General features: G+C 62.4%; 23 protein-coding genes. 11 read left to right on the forward strand and 12 right to left on the reverse strand.

Going from position 1 to position 24,250, the window contains the following annotated elements:
- Positions 1 to 18: 18 nt before the first annotated feature.
- Both B0G83_RS18660 and B0G83_RS18665 read right to left on the reverse strand, forming a co-directional pair.
- Positions 19 to 762 carry an SDR family NAD(P)-dependent oxidoreductase gene (locus B0G83_RS18660; protein ID WP_105508846.1) on the reverse strand — a complete coding sequence of 248 codons (744 nt, stop codon included), beginning with the start codon at positions 760 to 762 and terminating at the stop codon, positions 19 to 21.
- Positions 763 to 825: 63 nt separating this feature from the next.
- Positions 826 to 2,085 (reverse strand): MFS transporter, encoded by a 1,260-nt coding sequence (locus B0G83_RS18665; RefSeq protein ID WP_105508847.1) that lies wholly within the window; start codon positions 2,083 to 2,085, stop codon positions 826 to 828.
- A 262-nt stretch (positions 2,086 to 2,347) separates the two neighbouring features.
- On the opposite strand from B0G83_RS18665, the gene B0G83_RS18670 reads away from it, so the two are divergent.
- Together B0G83_RS18670 and B0G83_RS18675 are read left to right on the forward strand one after the other, a co-directional pair.
- Positions 2,348 to 2,740: a two-component system response regulator gene (locus B0G83_RS18670; protein WP_105508848.1), complete on the forward strand. Its 393-nt coding sequence runs from the start codon at positions 2,348 to 2,350 to the stop codon at positions 2,738 to 2,740.
- Positions 2,741 to 3,002: 262 nt separating this feature from the next.
- On the forward strand, positions 3,003 to 3,347 hold the full coding sequence (locus B0G83_RS18675) for a fucose-binding lectin II (protein ID WP_105508951.1): 345 nt from the start codon (positions 3,003 to 3,005) through the stop codon (positions 3,345 to 3,347).
- A 143-nt stretch (positions 3,348 to 3,490) separates the two neighbouring features.
- On the opposite strand, the gene B0G83_RS18680 is transcribed toward B0G83_RS18675, so the two are convergent.
- Complete coding sequence (locus B0G83_RS18680) at positions 3,491 to 5,161, reverse strand: ankyrin repeat domain-containing protein (protein WP_105508849.1); 1,671 nt, start codon at positions 5,159 to 5,161, stop codon at positions 3,491 to 3,493.
- 305 nt (positions 5,162 to 5,466) lie between these two features.
- On the opposite strand from B0G83_RS18680, the gene B0G83_RS18685 reads away from it, so the two are divergent.
- Together B0G83_RS18685 and B0G83_RS18690 are read left to right on the forward strand one after the other, a co-directional pair.
- Positions 5,467 to 6,189 (forward strand): YafY family protein, encoded by a 723-nt coding sequence (locus B0G83_RS18685; protein WP_105508850.1) that lies wholly within the window; start codon positions 5,467 to 5,469, stop codon positions 6,187 to 6,189.
- Between the two features lie 32 nt (positions 6,190 to 6,221).
- Positions 6,222 to 6,590, forward strand: coding sequence for a VOC family protein (locus B0G83_RS18690; protein WP_105508851.1), 369 nt, complete (start codon positions 6,222 to 6,224; stop codon positions 6,588 to 6,590).
- A 213-nt stretch (positions 6,591 to 6,803) separates the two neighbouring features.
- Here B0G83_RS18690 and B0G83_RS18695 read toward each other — a convergent pair whose 3' ends face one another.
- From B0G83_RS18695 to B0G83_RS18715, 5 genes are all read right to left on the reverse strand, one after another.
- Positions 6,804 to 7,790, reverse strand: coding sequence for a beta-ketoacyl-ACP synthase III (locus B0G83_RS18695; RefSeq protein WP_105508853.1), 987 nt, complete (start codon positions 7,788 to 7,790; stop codon positions 6,804 to 6,806).
- Positions 7,791 to 8,016: 226 nt separating this feature from the next.
- Complete coding sequence (locus B0G83_RS18700; protein ID WP_105508854.1) at positions 8,017 to 8,733, reverse strand: O-methyltransferase; 717 nt, start codon at positions 8,731 to 8,733, stop codon at positions 8,017 to 8,019.
- A 128-nt stretch (positions 8,734 to 8,861) separates the two neighbouring features.
- Positions 8,862 to 10,394, reverse strand: a complete 1,533-nt coding sequence (locus tag B0G83_RS18705; RefSeq protein WP_105508855.1) for an FAD-dependent monooxygenase — start codon at positions 10,392 to 10,394, stop codon at positions 8,862 to 8,864.
- Positions 10,395 to 10,492: 98 nt separating this feature from the next.
- Entirely contained in the window at positions 10,493 to 11,425 is a 933-nt protein-coding gene (locus tag B0G83_RS18710) for a hypothetical protein (protein WP_105508856.1), read from the reverse strand.
- A gap of 95 nt (positions 11,426 to 11,520) precedes the next feature.
- On the reverse strand, positions 11,521 to 12,528 hold the full coding sequence (locus tag B0G83_RS18715) for a LysR family transcriptional regulator (RefSeq protein ID WP_105508952.1): 1,008 nt from the start codon (positions 12,526 to 12,528) through the stop codon (positions 11,521 to 11,523).
- Positions 12,529 to 12,665: 137 nt separating this feature from the next.
- Between B0G83_RS18715 and B0G83_RS18720 the strand changes: the two genes are divergently transcribed.
- Positions 12,666 to 13,430: an SDR family oxidoreductase gene (locus B0G83_RS18720; RefSeq protein WP_105508857.1), complete on the forward strand. Its 765-nt coding sequence runs from the start codon at positions 12,666 to 12,668 to the stop codon at positions 13,428 to 13,430.
- 74 nt (positions 13,431 to 13,504) lie between these two features.
- On the opposite strand, the gene B0G83_RS18725 is transcribed toward B0G83_RS18720, so the two are convergent.
- The gene (locus B0G83_RS18725) at positions 13,505 to 14,743 is read right to left on the reverse strand and encodes an ammonium transporter (protein WP_219849029.1); all 1,239 of its coding nucleotides are present in this window, start codon (positions 14,741 to 14,743) and stop codon (positions 13,505 to 13,507) included.
- A 288-nt stretch (positions 14,744 to 15,031) separates the two neighbouring features.
- On the opposite strand from B0G83_RS18725, the gene B0G83_RS18730 reads away from it, so the two are divergent.
- Complete coding sequence (locus B0G83_RS18730) at positions 15,032 to 15,523, forward strand: BON domain-containing protein (RefSeq protein ID WP_258167951.1); 492 nt, start codon at positions 15,032 to 15,034, stop codon at positions 15,521 to 15,523.
- An 18-nt stretch (positions 15,524 to 15,541) separates the two neighbouring features.
- Here the strand turns inward: B0G83_RS18730 and B0G83_RS18735 are convergent, their stop codons facing one another.
- The gene (locus B0G83_RS18735; RefSeq protein WP_258167952.1) at positions 15,542 to 16,183 is read right to left on the reverse strand and encodes a TetR/AcrR family transcriptional regulator; all 642 of its coding nucleotides are present in this window, start codon (positions 16,181 to 16,183) and stop codon (positions 15,542 to 15,544) included.
- A 95-nt stretch (positions 16,184 to 16,278) separates the two neighbouring features.
- Between B0G83_RS18735 and B0G83_RS18740 the strand changes: the two genes are divergently transcribed.
- Together B0G83_RS18740 and B0G83_RS18745 are read left to right on the forward strand one after the other, a co-directional pair.
- Entirely contained in the window at positions 16,279 to 17,199 is a 921-nt protein-coding gene (locus tag B0G83_RS18740; protein WP_105508862.1) for an NAD-dependent epimerase/dehydratase family protein, read from the forward strand.
- A gap of 2 nt (positions 17,200 to 17,201) precedes the next feature.
- Positions 17,202 to 17,546, forward strand: a complete 345-nt coding sequence (locus B0G83_RS18745) for a DoxX family protein (protein WP_105508954.1) — start codon at positions 17,202 to 17,204, stop codon at positions 17,544 to 17,546.
- Positions 17,547 to 17,630: 84 nt separating this feature from the next.
- On the opposite strand, the gene B0G83_RS18750 is transcribed toward B0G83_RS18745, so the two are convergent.
- Positions 17,631 to 18,230, reverse strand: a complete 600-nt coding sequence (locus tag B0G83_RS18750) for an NADPH-dependent F420 reductase (protein WP_105508863.1) — start codon at positions 18,228 to 18,230, stop codon at positions 17,631 to 17,633.
- A 312-nt stretch (positions 18,231 to 18,542) separates the two neighbouring features.
- On the opposite strand from B0G83_RS18750, the gene B0G83_RS18755 reads away from it, so the two are divergent.
- Both B0G83_RS18755 and valS read left to right on the forward strand, forming a co-directional pair.
- Complete coding sequence (locus B0G83_RS18755; RefSeq protein ID WP_105508864.1) at positions 18,543 to 19,490, forward strand: LysR family transcriptional regulator; 948 nt, start codon at positions 18,543 to 18,545, stop codon at positions 19,488 to 19,490.
- A 287-nt stretch (positions 19,491 to 19,777) separates the two neighbouring features.
- Positions 19,778 to 22,336, forward strand: coding sequence for a valine--tRNA ligase (gene valS / locus B0G83_RS18760; RefSeq protein ID WP_105508865.1), 2,559 nt, complete (start codon positions 19,778 to 19,780; stop codon positions 22,334 to 22,336).
- 64 nt (positions 22,337 to 22,400) lie between these two features.
- Here the strand turns inward: valS and pssA are convergent, their stop codons facing one another.
- On the reverse strand, positions 22,401 to 22,994 hold the full coding sequence (gene pssA, locus B0G83_RS18765) for a CDP-diacylglycerol--serine O-phosphatidyltransferase (RefSeq protein WP_258167953.1): 594 nt from the start codon (positions 22,992 to 22,994) through the stop codon (positions 22,401 to 22,403).
- 292 nt (positions 22,995 to 23,286) lie between these two features.
- On the opposite strand from pssA, the gene B0G83_RS18770 reads away from it, so the two are divergent.
- Complete coding sequence (locus B0G83_RS18770; protein WP_105508868.1) at positions 23,287 to 24,243, forward strand: phosphotransferase family protein; 957 nt, start codon at positions 23,287 to 23,289, stop codon at positions 24,241 to 24,243.
- Positions 24,244 to 24,250: the final 7 nt, after the last annotated feature.

Below are 24,250 nucleotides of genomic sequence, written 5' to 3' on the forward strand. Positions count from 1 at the left end.
AAGGCTTCCTAAAACTCACTATGTGAGATTCAAGCCGCCGTCTGAGAGCAGGATCTCGCCCGTCAGGTAATCCGACGCCACCAGCATGGCGACAGCTTGAGCGATGTCGTCGGGACTGGCGGCTCGACGCATTGGCGAGCGCTCCTTCCAGAGTTCTTGCGCCTGCGTCCAGTCGGCCGTCAGCGGCGTATCGACGAGACCCGGCGCGACCGCGTTCACGCGAATCTCCGGCCCCAGCGAGAGCGCGAGCAAGCGGGTCATATGGTTCAACGCGGCCTTGCTCGCGGCATACGGAATCGAGGCTCCCTTAGGACGCACGCCGGCATGCGAACTCACATTCACCACGCTGCCGGCGCGACCACGCCGAGCTGCCGCGCGCAAGGCCGACTCCGCCTCGGCCACCAGCCGGAACGGCGCCACGACGTTGACTTCGTGCAGTTCCTGCCAGACGGCGGCCGTTGCGGCAGCCAGGTCCGCGTGCGGAATCACGCGGCTAATTCCCGCGTTGTTCACCAGAACGTCGAGTTGTCCCCACGCGTTGATGGCTTGCCGAACGAGTCTCACGCGATCGGCGTCGTCAGCCAGATCGGCCTGAACGTAGATGGCGGATTCGAGCTCGTCCGCGAGCGCCTGCCCCGCCTCCGCCGAACTGCGCGAATGCACGACAACGGAGAAGCCGTCTTGCGAGAGCCGCCGCGCGATGGCCGCGCCGATACCCGAGGTCGAGCCGGTGACAAGCGCTACGGGGCGTGGTGTTTTCATGAGAATCCGGTAGTTGGAATGATGGCTTTTCGCGCGAGTCGGTGAACTGGCCATCCTCTCACATCACGCCGCCCGACTGCGCATCCATTGATTCAAACCCGCGCACAACACGAGCAGCGAAGCGGTCACGAAAAATACCGGTTGCAGGCCGATGTGCGCGCCGATACTTCCGCCGATCAACGGTCCGACGACTTGCCCGGTGAATTGGGCCGATTGCAGATAGCCCAAGGTCGTGCCGGAGCTGTGTTCGTCGACCGAATGGCGCACCAGCTTCGCGATTGAAGGCAACAGGCCGGCGATCGTCATGCCCATGACGCCGCGCAGCGCGGCCAATTGCCACCAGTGGGTGACGAACGCTTGCGGCAGCATCGCCAGCGCCGTGGCGATCAGGCAGCCGATAATCACATTCCAGCTGCCGATCCGGTCCGCGAGTGCGCCGAGCCGCGACGCGGTCAGCATGCTGCCGAACGCCGAGCACGCCATCACGATGCCGGCCACGCGCGCGAGATGCGCATGCGGCACGCCCAGGCCGCCGATATACACCGTGATAATCGGCTCGATGGACATATTGGCGAGCAGGACCATCATCGCCGTGACGAGCAGCGCGGGAATCACCGCGCGGTTCGGCTTCGCGCCGGACTGTTCTTTCGCGACCGGCTTTGCTTTTGCGTCCACGTCGCTGTTGAAATTTTCGCGCACCAGCGCGATCGTCGCGACGGCCGCCACGGCAATCATCGCGCCACCGACGAAGAACGTGCCGCGAATCCCCACCCACGTCGGCAGAAAGCCGCCCACCAGCGGCCCGATCAGGTTACCGGCCAATGCACCGGTCGACAGCACGCCGAGCGCCCAGCCGGCGCGCTCGCGCGGCACCTGGGTTCCGATCATGACGATCGAAGCCGACGCGTAGCCGCCGATCAGCCCGGCCGCGAGTCGCAATACGACCAGCTCCGTTACGTTGTGAGCGAGGCCGATCAGCGACATCACGACCGCCATGCCGATCGCGGCACGCACGAGCATCGGCTTGCGGCCATAGCGGGTAGCGAGACGCCCCCAAAGCGGCGCGGTGATCGCGGTGCCGAAAAACGTCGCGCCGAACGCCACCCCCGACCACTGGACGATCGCGCCCGGCGCATGGACACCGAGTTGCTCGACGTACAACGGCAGAAACGGCAGCAGCATGCTCAAGCTCACCAGCGTCGTGAACGATCCGAACACGCAGACCACCAGGTTGCGTTGCCAGTAGGCGCCGTTGCGCGCCGCGTAACTGTGGGGATCGGAATGCGGCGACGCTGCGTTGAGGGCGTTGGCAGGAATGGACATGGTGTGGTTCCTCGGGAGTGCCGGGATGCGCGGGCGGCGTGTTTCGGTCGAAACCGTCCGTCTGCGGTGTTCCCAATGCCTGCAGCATACGCACGACCATCCATCTAGAAAAATGAATTTATCTGATTGGAACATTCCTTTTTTCGGATACCTGGATGGCTGCGCCGCGGCATGAAAATCGTCGCTGTTGATTGGCGACGACGCCGAACTTCCCGCGCTTAAAACTGACCAATAGCAGGTCAGCGGTGGAGAAGAGTTCGGTATGGCAAGTGTTCTGCTGGTGGATGATGATCTCGAAGCGTTAGCGGCATGGAGCGCCTGCTGCGCCGCGGACGGATACGAAGTAACGACGGCGAGCAACGGCCAGTTGGCGTTGGCTCGGTTCATCGATTTCCCCGTCGATATCGTGGTGGCGGACTGGCGCATGCCGGTCATGTCGGGTAGCGAACTGTGTCACCGGTTGCGCACGCTGCCGGACATACCCGACGTCGCGTTCATTCTCGTTTCCGGCGAACCGAGTCCGCCCGCCTTCGTCAGCTATGACGGCTTCCTGCGCAAGCCGGTGGAGGGTCCACTGCTGCTTGCCACCATGCGACGGCTGATCGCCGACCACGCGTCTCATCGACAGTCGCCCGGTCGAGACAAACCCGCCTGAAATGCGGGCCGGCAATCGCTAGCATCTTCAATGCCCGCTTCGGCTGCATCGACAGGAATCCCGGCAATGCGACAGTGCCGCGGACCTGCTCACCTTGATAGCTACGTGACCCACGCAAGCTGTCTACATTACGTCGGCGACAGCGTGATTCCGCGATGTCCACGCTGTGACGGTCTTCGATCCGCGCGCCCGTTCGAGCCTGAATCACGCTTCCGCTGTCGGCTCGCGTAATGTGGGAAACGCTTTTTTCCTGGAGAAACACATGGCTCAGCAAGGCGTATTCAATCTCCCTCCCAACATCCGTTTTGGTGTGACCGGCTTCGCTAATTCGTCCGGCGTTCAGACGATCCAGGTCTTCGTCGACAACGAGGTCCGCGCCACGTTCAACGGTCAAAGCACCGACAACAAAGTCATCGGCACGCAAGTGCTCAATTCGGGCCACGGCGCCGTGCAGATCAAGGTATCGGTCAACGGCCGGCAGTCGGACCTCGTGTCGGTTCAGACAACGCTCGCGAACAAGCTGAATTTCGCGCTGGTAGGCTCGGAGGACGGTAGCGACGGCGACTATAACGACGGCATCGCCGTGCTCAACTGGCCGATCGGCTAAGCGGCGCGCCAGCAGTGACAAAACGCGGCGCTGGCCGATGCTGTGCAGCATGGCCGGCGCCGCGTTTTCGTTTTGAACGACCGTGATCGGTACGGGCATGCCTGGCACCGAACGTTCGCCTCGACTCGTTCAGCTCGTTCAGCTCATTCAGGAATCGCGCCGCTGTCGGCCAGCAAGACCTCGGTCACCGCTTCGGAAAACCGCCTCGCCCGACCTTCAATAACAACTCGCTCTGGATCCGCCGGATCTTGCGCCACTGAAGGAAGTCCGTGAGCTTTGAGAGCGCGGGCACAGCCAATCCAATCTCGATTGCCGGACTCGCCCGACCCGTCCGGCTCGCCAAGCGAAGCCCAGGACAGCGTGCCGAGCACGTCGTCGCCAAAGCCGTGGCGTTCGCGCCAGCTCGCGCCGTGAGCGAGCAGAAACGCGGTCAGCTCCGCGTTGCCATGAAAGACGGCGTGGTTGAGCGCCGTCGCATCCCAGTCTCCGCCACGCGCCGCGATCGGCCAGCCGAGTTCGACCATGACCTTGACTGCGGCGCTCGATCCCCATGCCGCGGTGTCGGGCATTAACCTGAGCTGATCGTCCGATAGCGAGCCCGGCAGCGTGGGATGGCGTACCTGAATCCGACGCGCTTCGACGGCATCGGCGCGGCCACAGGCGGCGATGAAATCGTCTTCCGCGGTGAGGTTTTCTTGCACGCCGTGGGCACGCAGCAACTCCGTGACCTCTTTTAGCCCCACTTGCATTGCCAATCGATAAGCACTGATGCCGGCGCCCGTTTGCGCGGTTGCATCCGCGCCGGCAGTGAGCAACGCGGCAATATGGCCGCGTGATCGGCGCACCGCGATCGCGCGCAGTAACGGCGTTCGCCAGGCGTGCGTCACGCCAGATCCCGCCGGCTCGTTGGCGTCGCCGCCGTGAGCCAGCAGCAGTTCGAGCGCGGCCGGATCCGGCATGTCGAGCGCTCGCCACACGGCATTCGTGCCGGCGACGCGCGCGCCACGTTGCAGCAGCAGACGCGTGCAGTCGGGATTTTCCAGCGAGTGATAGAGCGATTCGCCGTCGTCGGGATCGGCGCCGGCCGTGAGGAGCATCTCGGTGAGAACCGGATCGCGGAGCACACCCGCCGCGCCGTAAAGGGCGGATAAGGGTTCCGTGTCGTCAGGCGTTGCGAGGGAAGCCGGTGGCAAGCGGTTGCCGATACGCTGATTCGGATGAGCCCCAGCGCGAAGCAGATGCTGTGCGCATTCGCGCAGTCCCGCAGCAAATTCCGGCAGCCGTCCCAGGCACGAGTGCGTTACCGCGACGAGCGGCGGAAGCTTGAGCGCCCCGCCCGCGCGGTTGATCCAGTGCGGATCGGCGGTCGTCGTTTGCGAGATCACGTCGAGACGTCCCATCGCGCAGGCCGCGTACGGATCGCTGGCGAGAAGATCGGCGTGGTCCCTTAAGAGTTGCGCAGCGACGCGTGGCCGTGCCGCGTCGTAGCTGCCGGTCACGTCGCCGCCATAGGCCAGACTCAGCCAGCGGCGTATCAGCACCGCCTGTTCCTGATACGCGAAAGCGCTAGCCTCGACATAAGGGGCGAGATCCGCCCAGGAAGAAAAACCATATTCGCGTGCGATGCAGGACTGCGCATCGTGCAGGCGAAGTTGAAGCGCCAGCACTTCATTCTTCGTGCGGCGCGCGGCGGCGGGAAGATGAGTGACAAAGCGTGCGATGGCGGCGGCGTCGCCATGGCGGTAGAGTCGCAACAACTCTTTCGCCTGCTTCTTCAGATGGTCGAGATTGGCCTTGGGAGGCAACGTGTTCATGACGGATCCTCGTGCATTGAATGGCCGAAGGTCCGCAATACCGCCAGCACAAAGGATGGGGAGATCGTTGAAGCGCTCCTACAGGTGGGTTCAACCCTTTCCGCGGACCCGGAAGCGGCCTGCACCGCTAACCGTGATGCTATGCGATGGGGTGCGGGGGCGTCAACCTGGGGGATGAGGTGCGTTCGACAGCGCCGCCGAGGTCGTCAACAATCCGATATCCGCCGAACCACGCCTGTTGCATTCAGCTCGCAGTCACCGACACGGGCGTCGATCCGCTTGTGTGTCGCTATCAGGATCAACGTATGACCCGCTCCGAACGTCTCCTCAACCTCCTGCAACTATTGCGGCGTTACCGACGCGCCGTGAGTGCTCAGGTATTGGCCGATGAACTCGGCGTGAGCATCCGCACGCTGTACCGGGACATCGCCAGTTTGCAAGCGCAAGGCGCCATGATCGAAGGAGAACCGGGCGTGGGTTATGTGATGAAACCGGGGTTCATGCTGCCGCCCATGATGTTCAGCTCGGAGGAACTCGACGCGCTGGTTCTTGGCATGCGCTGGGTCGCCGATCGCGGCGGCAAGACCCTGGCGGCCGGCGCGCTGAGCACACTGGCGAAGGTTGCCGCCGTGCTGCCCACGGAACTGCGCCGCGAACTGGAGGAATCGTCGCTGCTGGTGGGGGCGCCGCTGAAAAGACCTGCCCACAAGGTGTCCACCGATCTTCTGCGTGCCGCGGTCCGCGCAGAGCAAAAGCTCAACATCACCTACGTGGACGGCGGCGGCATTCTTTCACAGCGTGTAGTTTGGCCCTTTGCACTGGTCTATTTCGACCAGGCGCGGGTGCTGATGTGCTGGTGCGAGCGTCGGGCGGATTTTCGGCATTTCCGCTCGGACCGGATCTCCGCCGTCGAGCCGCTGGAGGAGCGCTACCCGAAAAGACGATCGACGCTGCTTCGCGAGTGGCGCAAGGCCAACGATGTGGCGAGTCGCACCATACTGCCAGAATCTGACAGTGTCGGCCTTTAAGCTGAGTCTCCTTTCTTAATCAGGAGCTCACCATGAAATTCGCATCTGTTCGCGTCGTTACCCGGAATCTCGAAGGGCTGGTCGAGTTTTATCAAAGGCTTTCCGGTATCGAGGCCGTACGGCCGGCCGATGGGTTTGCCGAAGTGCGTTTCGAAGGAGCGGTGCTCGCGATTTCGTCCGAGCAACTGATCCAACGCTTTAATGTCGGCGCGGCGATTGCGGCGGCGAATCGGTCGGCCATCCTGGAGTTCGAAGTGGCGGACGTCGACGCCGTGTTCGAACGGATGAATACGCTGGGGACACCGGTCGTGATGCCGACCACATTGATGCCGTGGGGAAATCGCTCGCTGCTGTTGCGTGACCCGGATGAGAATCTCGTCAATGTGTTTTCCCGGGCTTGAGTGTTGGGGTGGCTCGGATCGGGGTGATCTTTTTTGTTGGACTTCAGGTTTTTATCCCGGCCGTGTGGCGCTTTCATTGTGGGGCGCCGGCCGGTTGAATTGGCGGTCGCGATCGGTCTTTCGGCGGACTCTCGGGTGCGCACAGGCCGGACGCGGCCTCGCGATCGCGCGTTTCGTTTGCGCCCGGTGTGCCCGCCGCACACGACTTGAGCGCTACATCGTCGCGAGTACGGCACCCCAGGTGAAGCCGCCGCCCACCGCGTTCATCAGGACGTGCTGGCCGGCACGGATGCGGCCGTCCCGCACGCCCGTGTCGAATGCGAGCGGGATCGATGCCGCGGAGGTGTTGCCGTGCTGGTCCACCGTGACGAGCACCCGTTCGTCGGGAATACGCAGCCGCTTCGCGGTGCCATGAATAATGCGGATGTTGGCTTGATGTGGAATCAGCCAGCTAAGCTCGTCCACGGTGATCGACGCGAGAGCGAGCGTGTCGCGCGCCACCTGTTCGAGCACTTCGATACCGAGCTTGAACACGGTGCGGCCATCCATGTGCAGAAAGGGCGCATCGATCAGCGCACCGTTGCGAAGACTGCCGGGTATGCACAAAATGTCAGCCTGCCGGCCGTCGGCCTGCATCTTCGCCGAGCGAATCCCGGGCTCTCGCGAAGCCGACAGCACGAAGGCGCCGGCGCCATCGCCGAACAGCACGCAAGTACTGCGGTCGTTGAAATCGAGCAGCCGCGAGAACACTTCCGCGCCGATCACCAGTGCGTTGCGGTGCATGCCGGTGCGGATCAAACTGTCCGCGATCGACAGCGCGTAGACGAAGCCGCTGCATACCGCCGACACGTCGAATGCAGCACCGCCGTTGGTTATGCCGAGTTTTTTCTGGACGATGCACGCGGTACTCGGAAAGCCGCCCAGATGATCCGGCGTGGAGGTCGCGACAATGACGAGATCGATCTCGTCGGCGCGCAGCCCCGCCATCTCCAGCGCCTGCTGCGCGGCGCGAGTGGCCAGGTCGCTGGTCATGGTGTCGGCGTCGGCATAGTGGCGCGCCGAAATGCCGCTGCGCGACACGATCCACTCGTCCGATGTCTCGATACCGCGTTGCGCGAGCATCTCGGTGATGTCGTGATTGGTCAGCCGGCGCGGCGGAAGGCAGCGTCCGGTTCCGGTGATTCTGCTGTGCAAAGTCATATTGAATGCGCTCGACAAAGTGGCGATCCACCCTCTGCTCCTGCTGCGGAACGGAGGGCGGCCAGATCCGCGCGCCGGCCGTGGAACGCACGATAGCTGCCGGCAAAGCGGTGCTGCATTGTTATGTGAGCGCCATGATCAAGCAACTTCCAATGCCATGCGCATAGCGTCGGCCGGCAGTTTCACTAACGGCCGACGCGGGCGCGCCGGGCGACATCGAATCGAACTAGGCAGCAACGACCGTAAATTCAACCCCGGACTCAAAGCCCAGTGTCGTGGTCGAAAAGCGCGGATTGCCTTCAAGATACTGCTTGTAGTACCAAACGGCGTCCTCGGCGGTGTACATGTTGTCGGCGAGAACGATCGAGCCCGGACGCAGCAGACGCTCGATGTCCCGGAACAGATCCAGATACGCGTCGGCCCACACGTCCATGAACACCATGTCGAACGGTCCGTCCAGTTCGGCAACGGTCTGGAATACGTCGCCTTCTCTCAGATCGACGTAAGCGTCCACACCCGCCGCTCTCACGTGGTCCCGAAGCTGTGCGCACTTCCCAGGATCAAGTTCGGTCGCGACGACAACGCCGCGGCCTATCCTGCGAAGGGCGTCGGCGAGATACAGCGTGGACACGCCACAGGAACTGCCGAGTTCGAGAATTCGAGCCGGCCTGTGCGCAAGCACCATGTTGCGTAAAAACTCCCCCATTGCCGGGCTAATCGCTAACGACAGCGCAGCGCCTGGGGAGGATTCGAAGTCTTCGGTAGTCAGGCCATGCGACTCGAGAAATCGTCCGCGCAATCGAGGGGCGAGCATGTCGTATTCGTCGGCGAGTGCCATGAACTCCTCACTCGATCCGTGGAACTGCGACCGCGCGCGGGCCATGATTTCTGTCAGGCTCTGTTCGTGAAGTCGCTGCAGAAGCGCCGTGGTGGTTGACGTCATAGGTTCTCCTTGGGCTCAATCTCGCGGATGAAGTATCCGGACCCTGGGGAGACGTTTCAGAAGCGCGAATATTTTGGCTGACTTCGAAAAATTTTTGCTTCAGCGGCGGTGCGTTTCCTCAGGTGGACTCACGCCTCCGCGGGTTCACCAAACCATCGCGACACCGCCTGAGCGACCTCGTCATGATCCGTAGTAGCCTCACCGACCCACGCGACGAAACCGTCAGGACGCACGAGTACCGCACTCAAGCCGAGCCGATCGTTGACGTCGCTGCCGACGTACGCAATCCGGCCACCCCAGCGGCTCGCCAGTGCCTGAAGCGCCGGACGCGACTCAAAGTCCAGCAACAGGCCGCCGCCACTCACGAGAAGCTGGCCGAGCGTCGTCCCGTCGATCAACTCGAAATCGGGCGCGCTGCGGCCCACGAGCGGATGATTACCGCCGAGGTCGTAGCGCAGCGCCGTGCCCCAAACGCGCTCGGCGAAGTAGGTCGCGCCATCGCGCGTGTCGATGAGATCGCGAATGATGGCTTCGAGCGCGCGCGAACTGCGGCTCGGCCGCATGAGCGCAACCTGGGCGCGCGACCAGTCGAGAACCTGCGCGCCCACCGGATGCCTTTCATTCGTATAACTGTCGAGCAGACCCGCCGGCGCGTCGCCGCGAAGCGTAGCGGCAAGCTTCCACGCAAGGTTCATCGCGTCGCCGAGACCGAGGTTGAGGCCCTGCCCGCCTAACGGCGAATGGATATGCGCGGCATCGCCCGCGAGCAACACGCGCCCTTTGCGGTAAGTTGTGGCGTGATAGGCGCGATCGGTCCAGGTCGTGGCGAGTTGGAGCGCGGTCACGGTGACATCCGTGCTGGAGACCCGGCGCAACACCGTCTGCACCTGATCGAGCGTAATCAGCTCGGTGCGATGAAAAGCGCCGCCGTCGAAATCGACCATCGCAATGGTGCCGGGCTTCTGATAGGTGTACATGCCCGCCGGCGTGTAGTGACGGCCTGCCTTGAGCTGATCCGGATCGGCCATCTCGACCTGAACGGAATAACCGGTGAATTCTGGATCAGTGCCGACGAACTCAAACCCACCCACCTTGCGCACGGCGCTGCGGCCGCCGTCACAACCCACGAGCCATCGTCCGTGAAAAACTTCGCTGCCCGCGCGAACGGTCACGCCTTCTTCCGACTGCTCGAAACCGTCGACGCCGACACCGCGTCTGATCTCCGCCCCCAACGCGGTGGCGCGGGTGGACAGCACGGATTCGAGGTACGCCATCTCCACCGCCGTGCTGGTGCCTGCCGGCGTTGGCAGACGGTACTGCCACGTCGACGTGTCGATGTTGTCGTGAAAGAACTGAATGCCCGCGAAATGTCCGCCGGGCCGGCGCGCCTGTTGCGCCCAATGCGCGGCATTCGGCACGCTGCTGCCCGCGCTATCTTTCGCGCGCTGCGGCGCTTCAATGTCGTTCAGTAAGCCGCGCCGATAGAAGGCGTCGAGCGTGGGCGCCGACAGGCCGCGCAATCCGAACGGCAACCGCTTCAACGGAGAGGCTGGGTTTTCGGCCTGCTCCAGCACTAACACCGAGAGACCGGCAAGGCGTAACTCACAGGCCAGAAAACAGCCGACGGGGCCGGCACCGGCAATCACTACATCATGGATCAACGTACAAACTCCTCAAGCGCGCTGGCCGCCACCGTGACCGTCGCATCGTCATGACAAAACCGCCCGGCCAGCGGCCGGGCAGTCTTGACGGATTCAACCTAGATTTCAGCGTAATCGATACCCGTGAGCGGGCCCAGATGAGCCACCGTGGTGAAGTGCGACTCCTCGTTCGTGTCGATATCCAGCTCGCGCACATTGCCGCCCAGATCGGTCACGAATGCGCGCCGCCCCTGCGGGTCCAGCGATACGCCGATACCTTCTTTCAACTCGCGGGCCAGGACTTCGCGATCGACCAATCCCGCCGCCGTGATTTTCGCGCGATTGAGCGTATTGCCGTCGTGCGTATCGTCGCCGCGGTCGGTCCAATAAAGCACGCCGTCGTGGTGATCGAGATCGAGATCGATCGGCTCGGGCAGATCGGCTAGCAAACATTCGACATCCGGACGCTGATCGGGTCGCGCGCCGGCAGGCAGTTCGATGCCCGCTCTGAAGATGCGGCCCTTGCCTGCATCCGGCGGTCCCTTCTGCGTCCAATAGACATGCCCGTTGGCCTTGTCCAGGACGATGCCGACACAATGGCGGGTTGCGTCGGCCGTGTCGTCGGGGAAATTCCCCGTGCGCACGAGTTCCGTCACCTCCGTCCCATCCAGCCGCGCGCGCATCACGCGCATGCCTTCGCGATCGCACCAGTACAGGTGGCCACTTTCCTTGTCGAGCACGAGTTCTTTCGGTGTGCCGGCCTGCCCGGACGGCACCAGCACGCGATGCTCGCTGCCGTCGAGCTTTGCGCTTTCGATCGTGCCGTCGTTCGGCGGCACCGCGCCGGAAGCCGGATCGCCGTCGATCAGATGGATGCCGGTTCCCATATTGGTCCAGTAGACCACCTGGTCTTCGGCATCGACCTTGATGCCGTCGGGTGTGCGCGTCAGGTTCGCGAGAACGACTTCGTGCGAACCGTCAGGCGACAAAGCGATGATCGCAGGCGGACGTGCCTGCAGGACATACAGCGTACCGCCGTTCTTCGTAGCCACAGTAAGTACCCTCCATCTGGTCACTGAAAACGTTGCCATCAAGCCGGAATCGATCCGTCAGCTCGCTGCTGCTGGATCGCTTGCGAAAGACTACCTTAGGTTGCCGGCTTCTGCGCTGAACGGTGGCTTGATTGGCGGGCACGCGGTGTCGGCGGGTTCTCACTCTTCCCCGGCGTGGCACTCGCCCACTCTTCATCATCGCGATCCCAGGGAGGGACGCCGCCAAACGCTTCGACCAGATAGTCGATCATGACGCGCACTCTCGCGCTCATGTGCCGACGACTCGGGTACAGGGCGAGTATGTCGATCTCGGGCAGACGATACTCAGGCAACACGTGAACGAGTTTGCCGGTACGCAGATCGTTGCCGATCAGGAAGGTGGGTTGCCAGATCACGCCTTGCCCGGCGAGCGCGGCGGCGCGCGCGGTATCGCCGTTGTTGGTATGCATATGACAGTCGACCCTCACCGCATGCGTCTTGCCGTGACCGTCGATCAATTGCCACTCGTCGCCGGTGGCCGCATAGGTGTAGCCGATACAGCGATGTACGGTCAGATCCGTGGGCGCGCCCGGATACCCGGCGCGTGCCAGATAGTCCGGCGACGCGCACAGAATGTTTTGCGACGTCGCCAGCTTGCGCGCCGCGTGGCTGGCCGAGCCGGCGCGTGAAATGCGAATCGCGAGATCGTAGCCTTCATCGACGATATCGACCACGCGGTCGATCAACGCCACGTCGAGTTCAATGCCAGGATGCCTGCGCATGAACGCCGGCCACAGCGGCGCGAGATACCGAATGCCGAAGCTCACCGGCGCATTGATGCGCAGCCGTCCACGCGGCTCGACCGACGCGGACGATACCAGCCCCTCCGTGTCCGCGACATCGTCGAGAATGGACTTGCAGCGGGCGTAAAGCGTCTCGCCGCCATCGGTAAGAGAAAGCGTACGTGACGTGCGATTCAGCAAACGCGTGCCCAGATGCGCTTCCAGTTCGTTCACGTAACGGGTGACGTTGGCGGGCGACGTGCCGAGTGCTTCCGCTGCGCGCGCAAAGCCGCCTCGACTCACTACCGTGACGAAGACCTCGAAAGCGCGTAGGCGGTCCATATCTTTCTCCATCATTCACAAAAACTGAACGATAGAACCATGTTTTAGGTCTTTCGGCAATCAGAACTGAAGCCTATATTTCTTTCACGGCCAAGGCATCGGGCACTGGCCAACGCAAAACACACCGGAGAATAAACATGCAACGCTTGACAGGAAAAGTCGCCATCGTCACGGGCGCCAGCTCAGGAATTGGCCGTGCCACGGCAAAGCTGTTCGCGAAGGAAGGCGCCAAGGTCGTCATCGCGGCGCGTCGTGAGACGGAACTCGAAGCGCTGGTTGCGGAGATCGTCGGCGAAGGCGGCGAAGCGGCGTATCTGGCCGGCGACGTGCAATCGGAAGACTTCGCGAAGGCACTCGTCGCATTCACCGTGAGCCGTTTCGGGCGTCTGGATATCGCCTACAACAACGCCGGCACGCTCGGCGAGATGGGCCCCACCACGGGCATTTCCGAAGCCGGCTGGAATGCCGCGCTGGCAACCAATCTGACCAGCGCTTTCCTGGGCGCGAAGCATCAGATTCCCGAAATGTTGAAGCAAGGTGGCGGCTCAATCATCTTCACGTCGACATTCGTCGGTTACTCGTTCGCCTTTCCCGGCACCGCGGCCTACGCGGCGAGCAAGGCTGGGCTGATCGGCCTGACCCAGGCCCTCGCCGCCGAGTACGGCGCGCAAGGCGTGCGCGTCAATGCGGTATTGCCGGGCGCCGTGGACACGGAGATGTATCGCGGCATGAACGACAGCCACGAATCGCAGGCTTTCGTGACCGGACTGCATGCGCTCAAGCGGGTGGCGAAGCCGGAAGAACTGGCGCGCTCGGTCCTTTATCTCGCGTCGGACGACTCGTCTTTCGTGACCGGCACGGCTTCACTGGTCGATGGCGGCGCATCGATTACGCGGACCTGAACAAGGCGCTCGCGCACAAGGTGACCGGACCCGCGCGAGCGTCAAGGAAGTCGCCTCTCCGTTCCGGCGGAACCTTAGTCGAGATAGGCGGCTTCGCCGTGCAATTCGGTATCGAGTCCGCGCTCCTCGGCAGCGGCGTGGACCTTGACCGGCGTTGCGCGATCGATCAGCCACAACATGGCCCAGGTAAACGCGAACGCCCAGACACCGGATACGACCACCGCCACGCACTGTTTGAAGAAGAAATCCACGCCGCCGAGCAGAAGCCCGTCGGCGCCGTTCGGATTCCACGCCTTCGACGCGAAGATCCCCAGCATGATCGTGCCGATCAAGCCGCCAACGCCGTGTACGCCCCACACGTCGAGTGCGTCGTCGAGGCCGAGGCGGTTTTTCAGGGCAACGGCGTAATAGCAGACCAGACCCGCGGTAATCCCGATGATAGACGCCGTGCCGAGCGACACATAGCCGGCTGCGGGCGTGATCGTCGCCAGGCCCGCCACCGAGCCTGTCAGCAAGCCGATGAACTTCGGTTGCCGGGCATTCAGCCATTCGATCACCAGCCAGGTAATGGCGGCAAACGACGCGGCGACGTCGGTATTGAGAAACGACGACGCCGTGATCGCATCGACACGAAGTTCCGAACCGGCGTTGAAGCCATACCAGCCGAACCACAGGAGGCCCGTGCCCAATGCAATGAGCGGCACGTTATGGGGTTTGTGCGTCATCACGTGGCGACGGCCCACGTAGAGCACCGAAGCCAGCGCCGCAAAGCCGGCGGTGTTGTGCACCACGATACCGCCCGCGTAGTCGAGTACGCCCCACTTCGCGAACAGGCCATCCGGACTCCAGACCATGTGCACGAACGGAAAGTACACCAGCACGAGCCAACCGGTGAGGAACAGGAAATAGGCCTTGAAGGTCACGCGGTTGGTAAATGCGCCGGTAATCAGAGCGGGGGTGATGATGGCGAACATCATCTGATAGGCGACGTGAACCACGAGCGGGATACCGGCGTCGTTGCCCGTGTACATGGTCTGCAAGGTCACGCCGCGCAGGAACGCGTAATAGGTCGGATCGCCGATGATGCCGTGCCAGCTCGGTCCAAAGCACATGGAGTAGCCGAACGCGAACCAGAGCACGGTTGTCCATGCGAGCGAGATGAAGCTCTGCATCATGATCGACAGCACGTTCTTGCGCTCGACCAGGCCGCCATAGAAGAACGCGAGCCCTGGCGTCATCAACATGACCAAACTCGCGCAGAGCAGCATGAATGCAGTATTGCCGACATTGATCGGCATCGTTCCGGAAAGCACTGATCGTCTCCTTGATTGTCGTTGCGACGGCGGACCGGATCGTGGGCCGCCACTGCACCTTTCGCTGCGACGCCGAGCGTTCGTCATCGGGCGCTAACGGCTGCCGAAAAATATTCCCGCATGAGTCGAGGCGCAATACGCGTGAGCGCTATAGTGGGATTCGCGTGAAGGTTATGGCGACCGCCCGACAAGACGCCGCGAGATTGGCGCGCGGGTAAACGACGAGCCGGAACGACTTCGAATAAAGCGCGTTGAAAGGCGTTATTCGAAGGGGCGTAAGGGAAAGGAATGATCGCGCGTAATCTTCAGATCGTGCGCAACGACAGCACGGCCACCGGACGGGCAGTTCCTGCCAATCGTTGCACGGTGTTTATCGGCGATGTTCTGGCGAGCGCCACGCATTGCCACTGGACCAAAGTCATGATCCGCAAACCCGTACGCATTCCGTGGGTGGCTGTAGCAGCGGCGGCTTTGTCGGCTTGCGTGCAGACCGGTCCAACGTACTCCGTGCCGGCGCCGCAGCAGGTGATCGGCGGCAATGACGCGGCACAGTCAGACGGCGACCGCGCTCTCTCGAAGGCCGTCCGGCTGGCGCTGGCTAGGGCGCCCGGTTTCAATGTGGCCGGTGTGTTTGTCCGTGCGCGCGACGGCGCGGTGTTCCTGAGCGGGACGGTGCATAGCGCCGATCAGATCCGCCAGGCCGAGCAGATTGCGCGGACCGTGCCGGGCGTCCTTGTCGTGTCGAACAAGCTGACGCTGTGGCACGGCGGAAATGGTTAGGCGCCAGCGTAGCGCTCTTTAGCGAAGCGCCGCCGCCACCGCCTCGTCGATCTGCAGCGCAAAGCGCGCTTCGACATTGGGCACCGCGTAGCCAATCGACAGCTCCAGATACGCGTCGCCCAACACCAACTGAACGAATGTCGCCGAGCGCAATGCGGCCGTCGATTCATCGAATCGACTGCGCAGAATTTTTGCCGCGAAGGCGCGCACGACCTTCGCCCCGTTTTCGTAAAACACCTGACCGAGTTCCGGCAGACGCTCGGCCTCGGCGACGATAGCCCGGTAAAGCCGCAGATAATCCGGCTCGATCAGGATTTGTGCCAACACCCATCCCAGCTCGCGCAACGCGACCTCGGGCGAGCCGTCGGATTGCTCGTCCAGCGCACCGACAAGCACGCCACCCACCTCGGCGCACATCGCGCTCACCAGACCCACGAAGAGCGCCTCTTTCGACTTGAAGTGGCGGTAGACCGTCTGTTTGCCGACGCCGGCGGCCGCGGCGACATCGTCCATCGTGGCGAGGCCGAAACCCTGCCTTAAAAAAACGGTTTTCGCACCGTCGAGGATGGCGGACCGCTTTCGGCGCTGCAGCGGGCTCAGGTCGGGGAGAGAGGACGTGTTCATCCCCCTATAAGTAACAGATCGTTCGGCAGTTGACAAGACTGGCCAGTCTCGTTTAGATTTGCGGAAACGAGACTAACTAGTCTCGTTATTCTGACTTATCGACTTCGCGGACACTCATCGAGGAAAACGCTATGGAACTGTTCATGACAGGTGGCACGGGCTACATCGGGCAAGCGGTCGCGCGCAAGGCAATCAGCCTCGGCCATCAGGTGACGGCGCTGGTGCGCGACGAGAGGTCGTCGGCTGCGAGCACGCTGGCACGTCTCGGCGTGAAACTGCATGGCGGCGACTTGCGTGAGCCGCAGTCTTTCGCAGCGACTGCCGGGAACGCCGACGGCGTGATGCACATCGCGTCGACCAACGACGCCTCCGCCGCCGCTGCTGACAAAGCCGCCGTCGAGGCGATGCTTTCGCATTTGCGGCCGGGCGCGGCGTTTGTCTATACGTCGGGCACCTGGGTCTACGGCCATACGATGGGCGAGCCCGCGACTGAAGCAGCGGCGTTGAACCCGACACCGCTCGTCGCCTGGCGGCCCGCCGTGGAGCAACACGTCTTGGCGCTCGCGGCACGCCGCTCGATTGCCGCGGCGATCCTCAGGCCGGCGATGGTGCACGGGTACGGCGGCGGCGTCTTCGGCATGCTTGCCGGCATGGCTCGTCAGACCGGCGGTGTGAGGCTCGTCGGCGAGGGTCGCAATCACTGGCCTGCCGTGCACGTCGACGATCTCGCCGCTGCCTATCTGAGCGCGGTGGAGCGGCTGGCGAACGGAGACGATCAAGTCACGGGACAAATCCTCAATGTGGTCGCGGAAGAGGCCGTTGCCGTCGCCGACATGGGCGAAGCGATTCGGGCCTCGGTCGGTGCCGAGCGCGTCGAATGCTGGCCGCTCGACGAGGCTCGTCTATCGTTTGGGCCATTTGCCGACGCGCTGGCGCTCGACCAGACGGTAAGCGGCCAGCATGCCCGGCAAGTTCTTGCGTGGGAACCTCGCGGCCCCGGCCTGATTGCGGATCTCTCCGCGCAGAACTTTCGGCAAGACAACGGAGCATGACGATGGCATTCAACACTGCATCTTTCGAATCGATTCTCGCGACGATCGCAGCGGTGCTGTTCGCGATTGCCGGAGTGGTCAATCTCTCGGGACGCGGCGCGGTGAAGCATGACTTCGCGCGTTGGGGTTACCCGGCATGGTTTCATTTGCTCTGTGGCGCGCTCGAACTGTTGAGTGCAGCGCTTCTTTTTGGACCACAAACCAGAGTTTTAGGCCTGCTGCTGGCCGGTGCGATCATGCTCGGCGCGCTCGTCACGTTGCTGCGAAATCGGGAACCGTTCGGGCATCTCGCGCCGGCGCTGATCTTCGCGGCTGTCGTGGTGGCGACTGCGGTGGTGCGTAGTTGAGGCGCCGTCGCTCGCTGCGCGAGTGAGCGACGGACGCCAGGCCTGGAACCGCCATTTCACATCGAAATGTGCGATCGCGATTTATCAGGCGAACTTGACCAGGTCCTTAAAAATCAGGTGACCCCAGCTATTCCCGCGCCCCTGCACCAGCAGTCCGCCTTCCGAAAGGCCGCCAAGTTCGATCGGTGAAAAGCCGAGATTTTCCGCAAGCGCACCGATCTCCGCAGCGGCGCCGTCGTCGTCGCTCGCCAAAAACACGACGCGCCTGCCGCCGTGTACGGCTGGATCCTGACCAAGGACGGTCGCGCCCAGATGATTGAAGCCCTTAACCAGTCTGCCGCCAGTGAAGGCCTGCGCGACGACCTTGGCCGACGGTTGTCCCCCGAGTTGCTCAGGAGGCACGCCGTAGGCATTGGTCACATCGACAATGATCTTGCCCTTCCATGTAGGCAGCGCCTTCGCGACATCCCCGTGCGCCTCGAAACGGACCGCCAGAAAGACGATGTCCGCGTTGACCGCTTCCGCCAGCGTTTTGGGAATGACCCCGGGTCCGATCGCGGCTGCGGCGGATGCAAAGCTTTCCGGATCGCGAGTGGTTGCAACGGATACGTCGATGCCGCTTCGGGCAAAGGCCTTGGCAAGCGCCTGGCCGATCTTGCCGAAGCCAATAATTGCGTAGTTCATCTATTTTCCTTCGGTGTGCCACGCCCTACCGGCTCCGGGTATCGAATGGAGTGACCGGCCGGGCGTAGCGTGTCAGAGTTGCGCAAGGCCGCCGTCCACGGCGAGCTCGCTGGCGGTCATGAAACTGCTGTCCGGCGACGCCGGCCGATGCCGGTCGCGCCACCGGTGATCACGGCGGTTTTTCCATTCAGTCTGTTCATGTCATGCGTCCTTCGTTAGCGTTGTTCCGAGCGACAACACGATTCTGAAGGTCTTGATTCATGAAGCCAATTGACTAAATATCTATCCTTACCATCTATTCTTTGGATATGTATGCTCGATAACGTCACCATCAATCAGCTTCGGGCCTTCGTGGCGGTGTGTGACCAGGGAAGCTTTTCCGGCGCTGCACGGGAGCTCAGACGCGCGCAGTCGGCGATCAGTCACGCGATCGCCGCGCTCGAAAGCGCCTTCGACGTGATGCTGTTCGAACGCAACGCTCGCAAGGCGACGCTGACGGCCGCGGGCCGCAGCCTTCTGCCCGATGCTCGTGGGGTGATCTCACGCACCGAGGAAATGAAGATGCGCGCGGTGGCGATTGCCGAAGCCGGCGTACCCCAGGTCTCGATTGCAGTGGATACCTATTTTCCGCGCGCGCACCTGATTGAATGCCTGCGCAGCCTGCAGTCGGACTTTCCAACCGTTGCAATCAATCTGCGCATGACGACCATGCAAGGCGGCGAGCGTCTGGTTCTCGACGGCACGTGCGCGTTGGCGGTGACCATCGCCGACGTGCCGGAGCTGAGCCCAGCTACGATTGAAAGGCTGCATTTATGTGAAGCGCAAATGGTGACCGTCTGTGCGCCGTCGCATCCGCTGGCCGCCATCGCGGGGCCGATCCCGCGTGAGGAATTTGGCCGGCACATCCAGCTCGTCGTAACCGACAATCAACCCGATGCGGAAAAGACACAACAGGGGGTCGCCGGTGAACGCCAGTGGCTGGTGAATGACCTCGGCGCGAAGCACGATTTGCTCAAGGGAAGCTTATGCTGGGGGCACATGCCGCATCATGTCGTGGCGGAAGATCTCGCGAATGGAACGCTGGTCGAACTTCAACGGCGCGCATGGCACATGCGCGCCCTCACGTTCATGATCTCGCAGCGGCGCGGCTACTCGTTTTCCGAAAGCGAGACACGGCTGGTCGAGCTCCTTGGCAATCGTCATCGCTTCTCAAAGAATGCCGGCAAGCGCTCGGTCTCACGCAAAGGCAAAAGAGCGTGACGTGTTGCAGGAATGATAGGAATCAGTTATAAAAAAGTGTCCGGGCCACAAGCTGGATCAGTTGTTTTCTCCCATCTACCTTAGGAGGATGCTATGTCACCGTTAAACGTAACGACCCGCTGAACGCCGCCACGGCGCTCCTGTATTCCTGTCGTTCCCGCCTCATGCGCCTGTGTCGCTGCGCACAGTTTCATTCAAACGCCTCTGCCATACCATCCGGCCAGTTCGTCGCCGGTTCTCGTTGCGACCTCTTCCCGCCGTCGCCCGATATTGCCTCCGCTTGCGGCATGGCACGCGGTTTCCCACTGGCAAACCGCATTCCCGGCAAACCGAAACTCGAAGGGATTGAAGAGCGCTGGACCCTTCAATGGGAAAACGAGCGCACGTACGCGTTCGATCGCCTTGCTGAACGTAACGCCGTTTACTCCATCGACACGCCGCCCCCCACTGTTTCGGGTTCTCTGCACGTCGGCCATGTGTTCAGCTATACGCATACGGACATCATCGCGCGCTTCCAGAGAATGACGGGCAAGACGGTTTTTTATCCGATGGGTTGGGACGACAACGGCTTGCCTACGGAGCGGCGTGTGGAGAACTACTACGGCGTCGTTTGCGATCCGGACGCGGCCTATGATCCAGACTATTGCGCGTCCGCTGTCGCGCCGTCCCAGCGATCGTCGTTTGCGCGGATTAGCCGGCGCAATTTCCTCGAACTATGTCATCGGTTGACGAAGATCGATGAAGTTGCGTTCCGCGATCTGTTCATCCGTCTCGGCATTTCAGTCGACTGGCGCCTCACCTATGCGACGATCGACGAACGCGCACAGCGCGCCAGTCAGCGAGCGTTGCTGCGAAATCTGCAACGCGGCGAACTCTATAGCCAGCAGGCTCCATGTCTTTGGGACGTGACGTTTCAGACGGCCATCGCACAAGCCGAACTGGAAGATCGCGACGTTGCGAGCGCCTATCACGATCTTCGTTTTGTCGACGCCGACGGCAACGGCGTGATGGTGTCCACCACGCGGCCGGAACTGCTACCGTCCTGTGTCGCGCTGATTGCGCATCCCGAGGACGAGCGTTATCGCTCATTAATCGGCGGGCGGGTCCGCTGTCCGTTATTTGGCATGGACGTGCCCGTGATGGCCCATACCCTCGCGGACCCTGCCAAAGGAACAGGGCTCGCGATGACCTGTACCTTTGGTGATCTCACGGACGTGATCTGGTGGCGGGAACTGAATTTGCCGACCCGCGCCGTGATCGGCAAGGACGGTCGCCTTGAGCGCGCTGCGCCGGACTGGATCGAACGGCCGGCGGGTCGCGCGTCGTACCTGCAAATCGCCGGCTGTACCGTCGCGGAAGCACGTCGCCGGATCGTCGACATGCTGACATCCAGCGGCGATTTGATGGGTTCGCCACGTCCGCTGACGCACGCCGTCAAGTTTTTCGAAAAGGGTGACCGTCCGCTCGAGATTATCGCCACGCGTCAATGGTATCTGCGCAACGGCGGCCGTGACGCGGCGCTACGCGATGAACTGCTGAGGTCTGGTGAGGCGCTTCGCTGGTATCCCGGTTTCATGGGGAGCCGGTACGCGAACTGGGTCGGCGGTCTGAACGGAGATTGGCTCATCAGCCGTCAACGGGTTTTCGGCGTGCCGATTCCGCTGTGGTATCCGCTCGATTCGCAAGGTCAGCCTGACTTTGGCGCCCCCATCTGTCCGGACGAGTCGACGCTGCCGATCGACCCGCGGTCGCATGTTCCGCCGGGATTCGCCGAACATCAGCGGGGGCAAGCCGGCGGATTCATCGGCGAAACCGACATCATGGACACGTGGGCGACAAGCTCGCTGACGCCCCAGATCGCAGCACGCTGGGAGGAGGCGGACGGCTGCTTCGAGCGTGTTTTTCCCATGGATCTCCGCCCGCAGGGGCACGACATCATCCGGACATGGCTGTTTTCGACTATCGTCAGATCGCGTCTGGAAACGAAGCAGTTGCCGTGGAAAAACGCGATGCTGTCGGGTTGGATTCTGGATCCCGACCGGAAGAAAATGGCGAAGTCGAAGGGCAACGTGGTGACGCCGATCGCGCTGCTCGACGCATACGGCTCCGACGGTGTGCGCTATTGGGCGGCATTGGGACGTCCGGGTATGGACGCGGTCTTTGACGAAACGCAGATGAAGAACGGCCGGCGGCTGGCGTTGAAACTGTTGAATGTGTCGAAGTTCGCGCTAGGCTTTGCGCATACCTCTGTCGGCAGTCTCACCGAGTCGTTGGACCGCGCAATGATGGCGCGTCTCTCGAAGATCGTCGAACTCGCTACCACGGCGCTTGCCTCGCTCGACTACAGCAAGGCGATCGAGCAAACGGAAGCCTTTTTCTGGTGGTATTGCGACGATTATGTGGAACTGGTGAAGAGCCGGGCACATGGCACGGGAAGCGGCGCGGCGTCCGTTCATCGGGCGCTCGCGGAATCCCTTTCGGTCCTGCAGAGGCTGTTCGCGCCGTTTCTACCGTTTGCCGCGGAGGAATGCTGGTCATGGTGGAACGGACAGTCCATTCATCGCGCGCCGTGGCCGGACGTTCGCTCGATCGAGGCGCACGCCGGGCCGGCGGAGTCCGTTGCCACGGTCGACGTTGTCTCCGATGTTTTGCGGGAGATTCGCCGAGTCAAATCAGAATCGAGGCTGTCGATGAAAGCGCGTGTCGCCCGGTTGAGCGTCAGCGATTGCGCGCAGCGGCTGGCGCTTTTACGATCCGCGGAGCACGATTTGTGTAGTGCCGGGCAGGTTGACTGGATGGAAATGATTGCATCGGATTCGTTTCGGGTCAGCGTAACCATTGCCTAGCGGTGAGTCACACCATCACCGCCCGACCAAAAAAACGGCACCTTCATCCGTCATCAAGACACCATCAAGGTTTCGGCACCCGGATCCGACTGATCATCAACGAACCGGACAGACCGAAAAGCAGTGTCAACGGATGGAGCGTGCCGCCAGGCAACTGAATTTTGCCGAACCACATGTTCGAGCCGATCGCATCGAACCATGCAGCAACGACCAACATCAGCACGAGAACAATCGACGTGGGAATAGGCGTGCCCTCGAAATAGGACACTTTGCCGGTTTCGAGCGATAGGTCTTCCGCCGTCACGTTATAGCGGGCCAGTCTCGACACGCCACAGGCCACAAAATAGACGAGCAGGAATCGATCGTACAGTCCTCTCATGCCGCACCCATAACCGATGATGGCGGGCGCTACGCCGAACGAAATCACATCGGCCAGCGAGTCCAGCTCGCGTCCCAACACCGACGACTTCTGTCGCCAGCGGGCGATTCTTCCGTCGAGAACGTCGAAAACCAACGCGGCGAAAATCAGAGCCGCGGCGTAATACACGTGCAGGACGTCGGCGCTTGCAATGTATGAAATGATCGAGAAGAGGGCACTGGTACCGCACACCGCATTACCGAGTGTGAACCAATCAGCCAGATGAAATTCGCGGATCATCGAAAAGCGCCGGGCAGGTCGTGTGGAGTTCATGGCGGTCGATCAGGTTTGGAAGCCGTCATGCTATCAGGCGGGTGGCCGCCCTCCGCGTCATGCTCACCAACTCCTCGACAAGTTCTGCAACACAACCCGAATATTTCCACGGGTTACGCCCGATGACAGCACTCACGGCACAAGTCCACCCACCTTACCGCCTCCGTTACGCCCGAAACATTCTCCAATAATCGATCCATTGCTGCGCCCTGCCGTCGCTGCTGTAATACGCCGCTAACAAGAGACACCGGGCGGCGAGATGGGCGATCAGGCAGGCAGCGACGACGCAGCGATCGCCCAGTGCATGGCAGACGTGTACGGTGAGCGCCCGCTGCGACTCGAGCGCCAGGCGTTCGCCCACAGCGGCAATGCGGTGTACCGCGCCCATATGCCTGGTGGCCGTTCACTGGCCTTACGTGTCAGCCCCCACGCACAAACGTTTCTGCACACCGGTTCGAATCTCGCCGCACTGCACGACCTCGGCCTGCCGGTGCAGACCGTGCTGTCACAAGGCACCACGCCCGCCGGTGGAGATTTCGTCGTGCTCGACTGGCTGCCCGGCCGCGATCTCTTCCACGTGTTCGACTCGCTCGATGCCAGCCAAGCCCAACGGATTGCCGAAGCCGTGATCGCATTCCAGTGCCGCGTGGCGCAACAGCTGCCCGCTGCCGCGCAGGGTGGTTTCGGCTGGACCGCGATCGGCGCGCGTGCGCCTCGGGCACGCTGGACTGACATCTTCGACGAGCCTACGCCAATTGCATCTCACGTCGCGACACTCGCGCGCCCGGACGCTTCGCCGCTCGACCGGTTTCGCGCACGACTCGGCCTCGTGCGCGCCTCGCTCGAAGACTACTTCGATACACTGCGCCCGGTCTGCTTTCTCCACGATCTCACGATCAAGAACGTCCTCGTGGACGACAACGAACTAAGCGGGCTGATCGACTTCGACTCGGTGTGCTACGGCGATCCGCTGCTCGTGCTGGGCACGACGCTCGCGCACATCGACACGCTGGTCGGAGAACGCGGCCGCCTCTATGCCGAGGCACTGCTGCGCTGCTGGGCGCCGCAAGGCGAACGCCGGCGCGCGACGGGGTTCTATGCGTCGCTCTGGGTTATCGGCTTTCTTTCTGCCGCGATCGAACAAGGCAACGCCGTGAGCGTGCACTTTCTCACGCCGGTTCTCGATCAACTGTTGAGAGTGGCGGAACGCGCGTGAACGCCCA

This window comes from Paraburkholderia sp. BL21I4N1, assembly GCF_002973525.1.
In the GTDB taxonomy this organism is placed as follows: Bacteria; Pseudomonadota; Gammaproteobacteria; order Burkholderiales; family Burkholderiaceae; genus Paraburkholderia.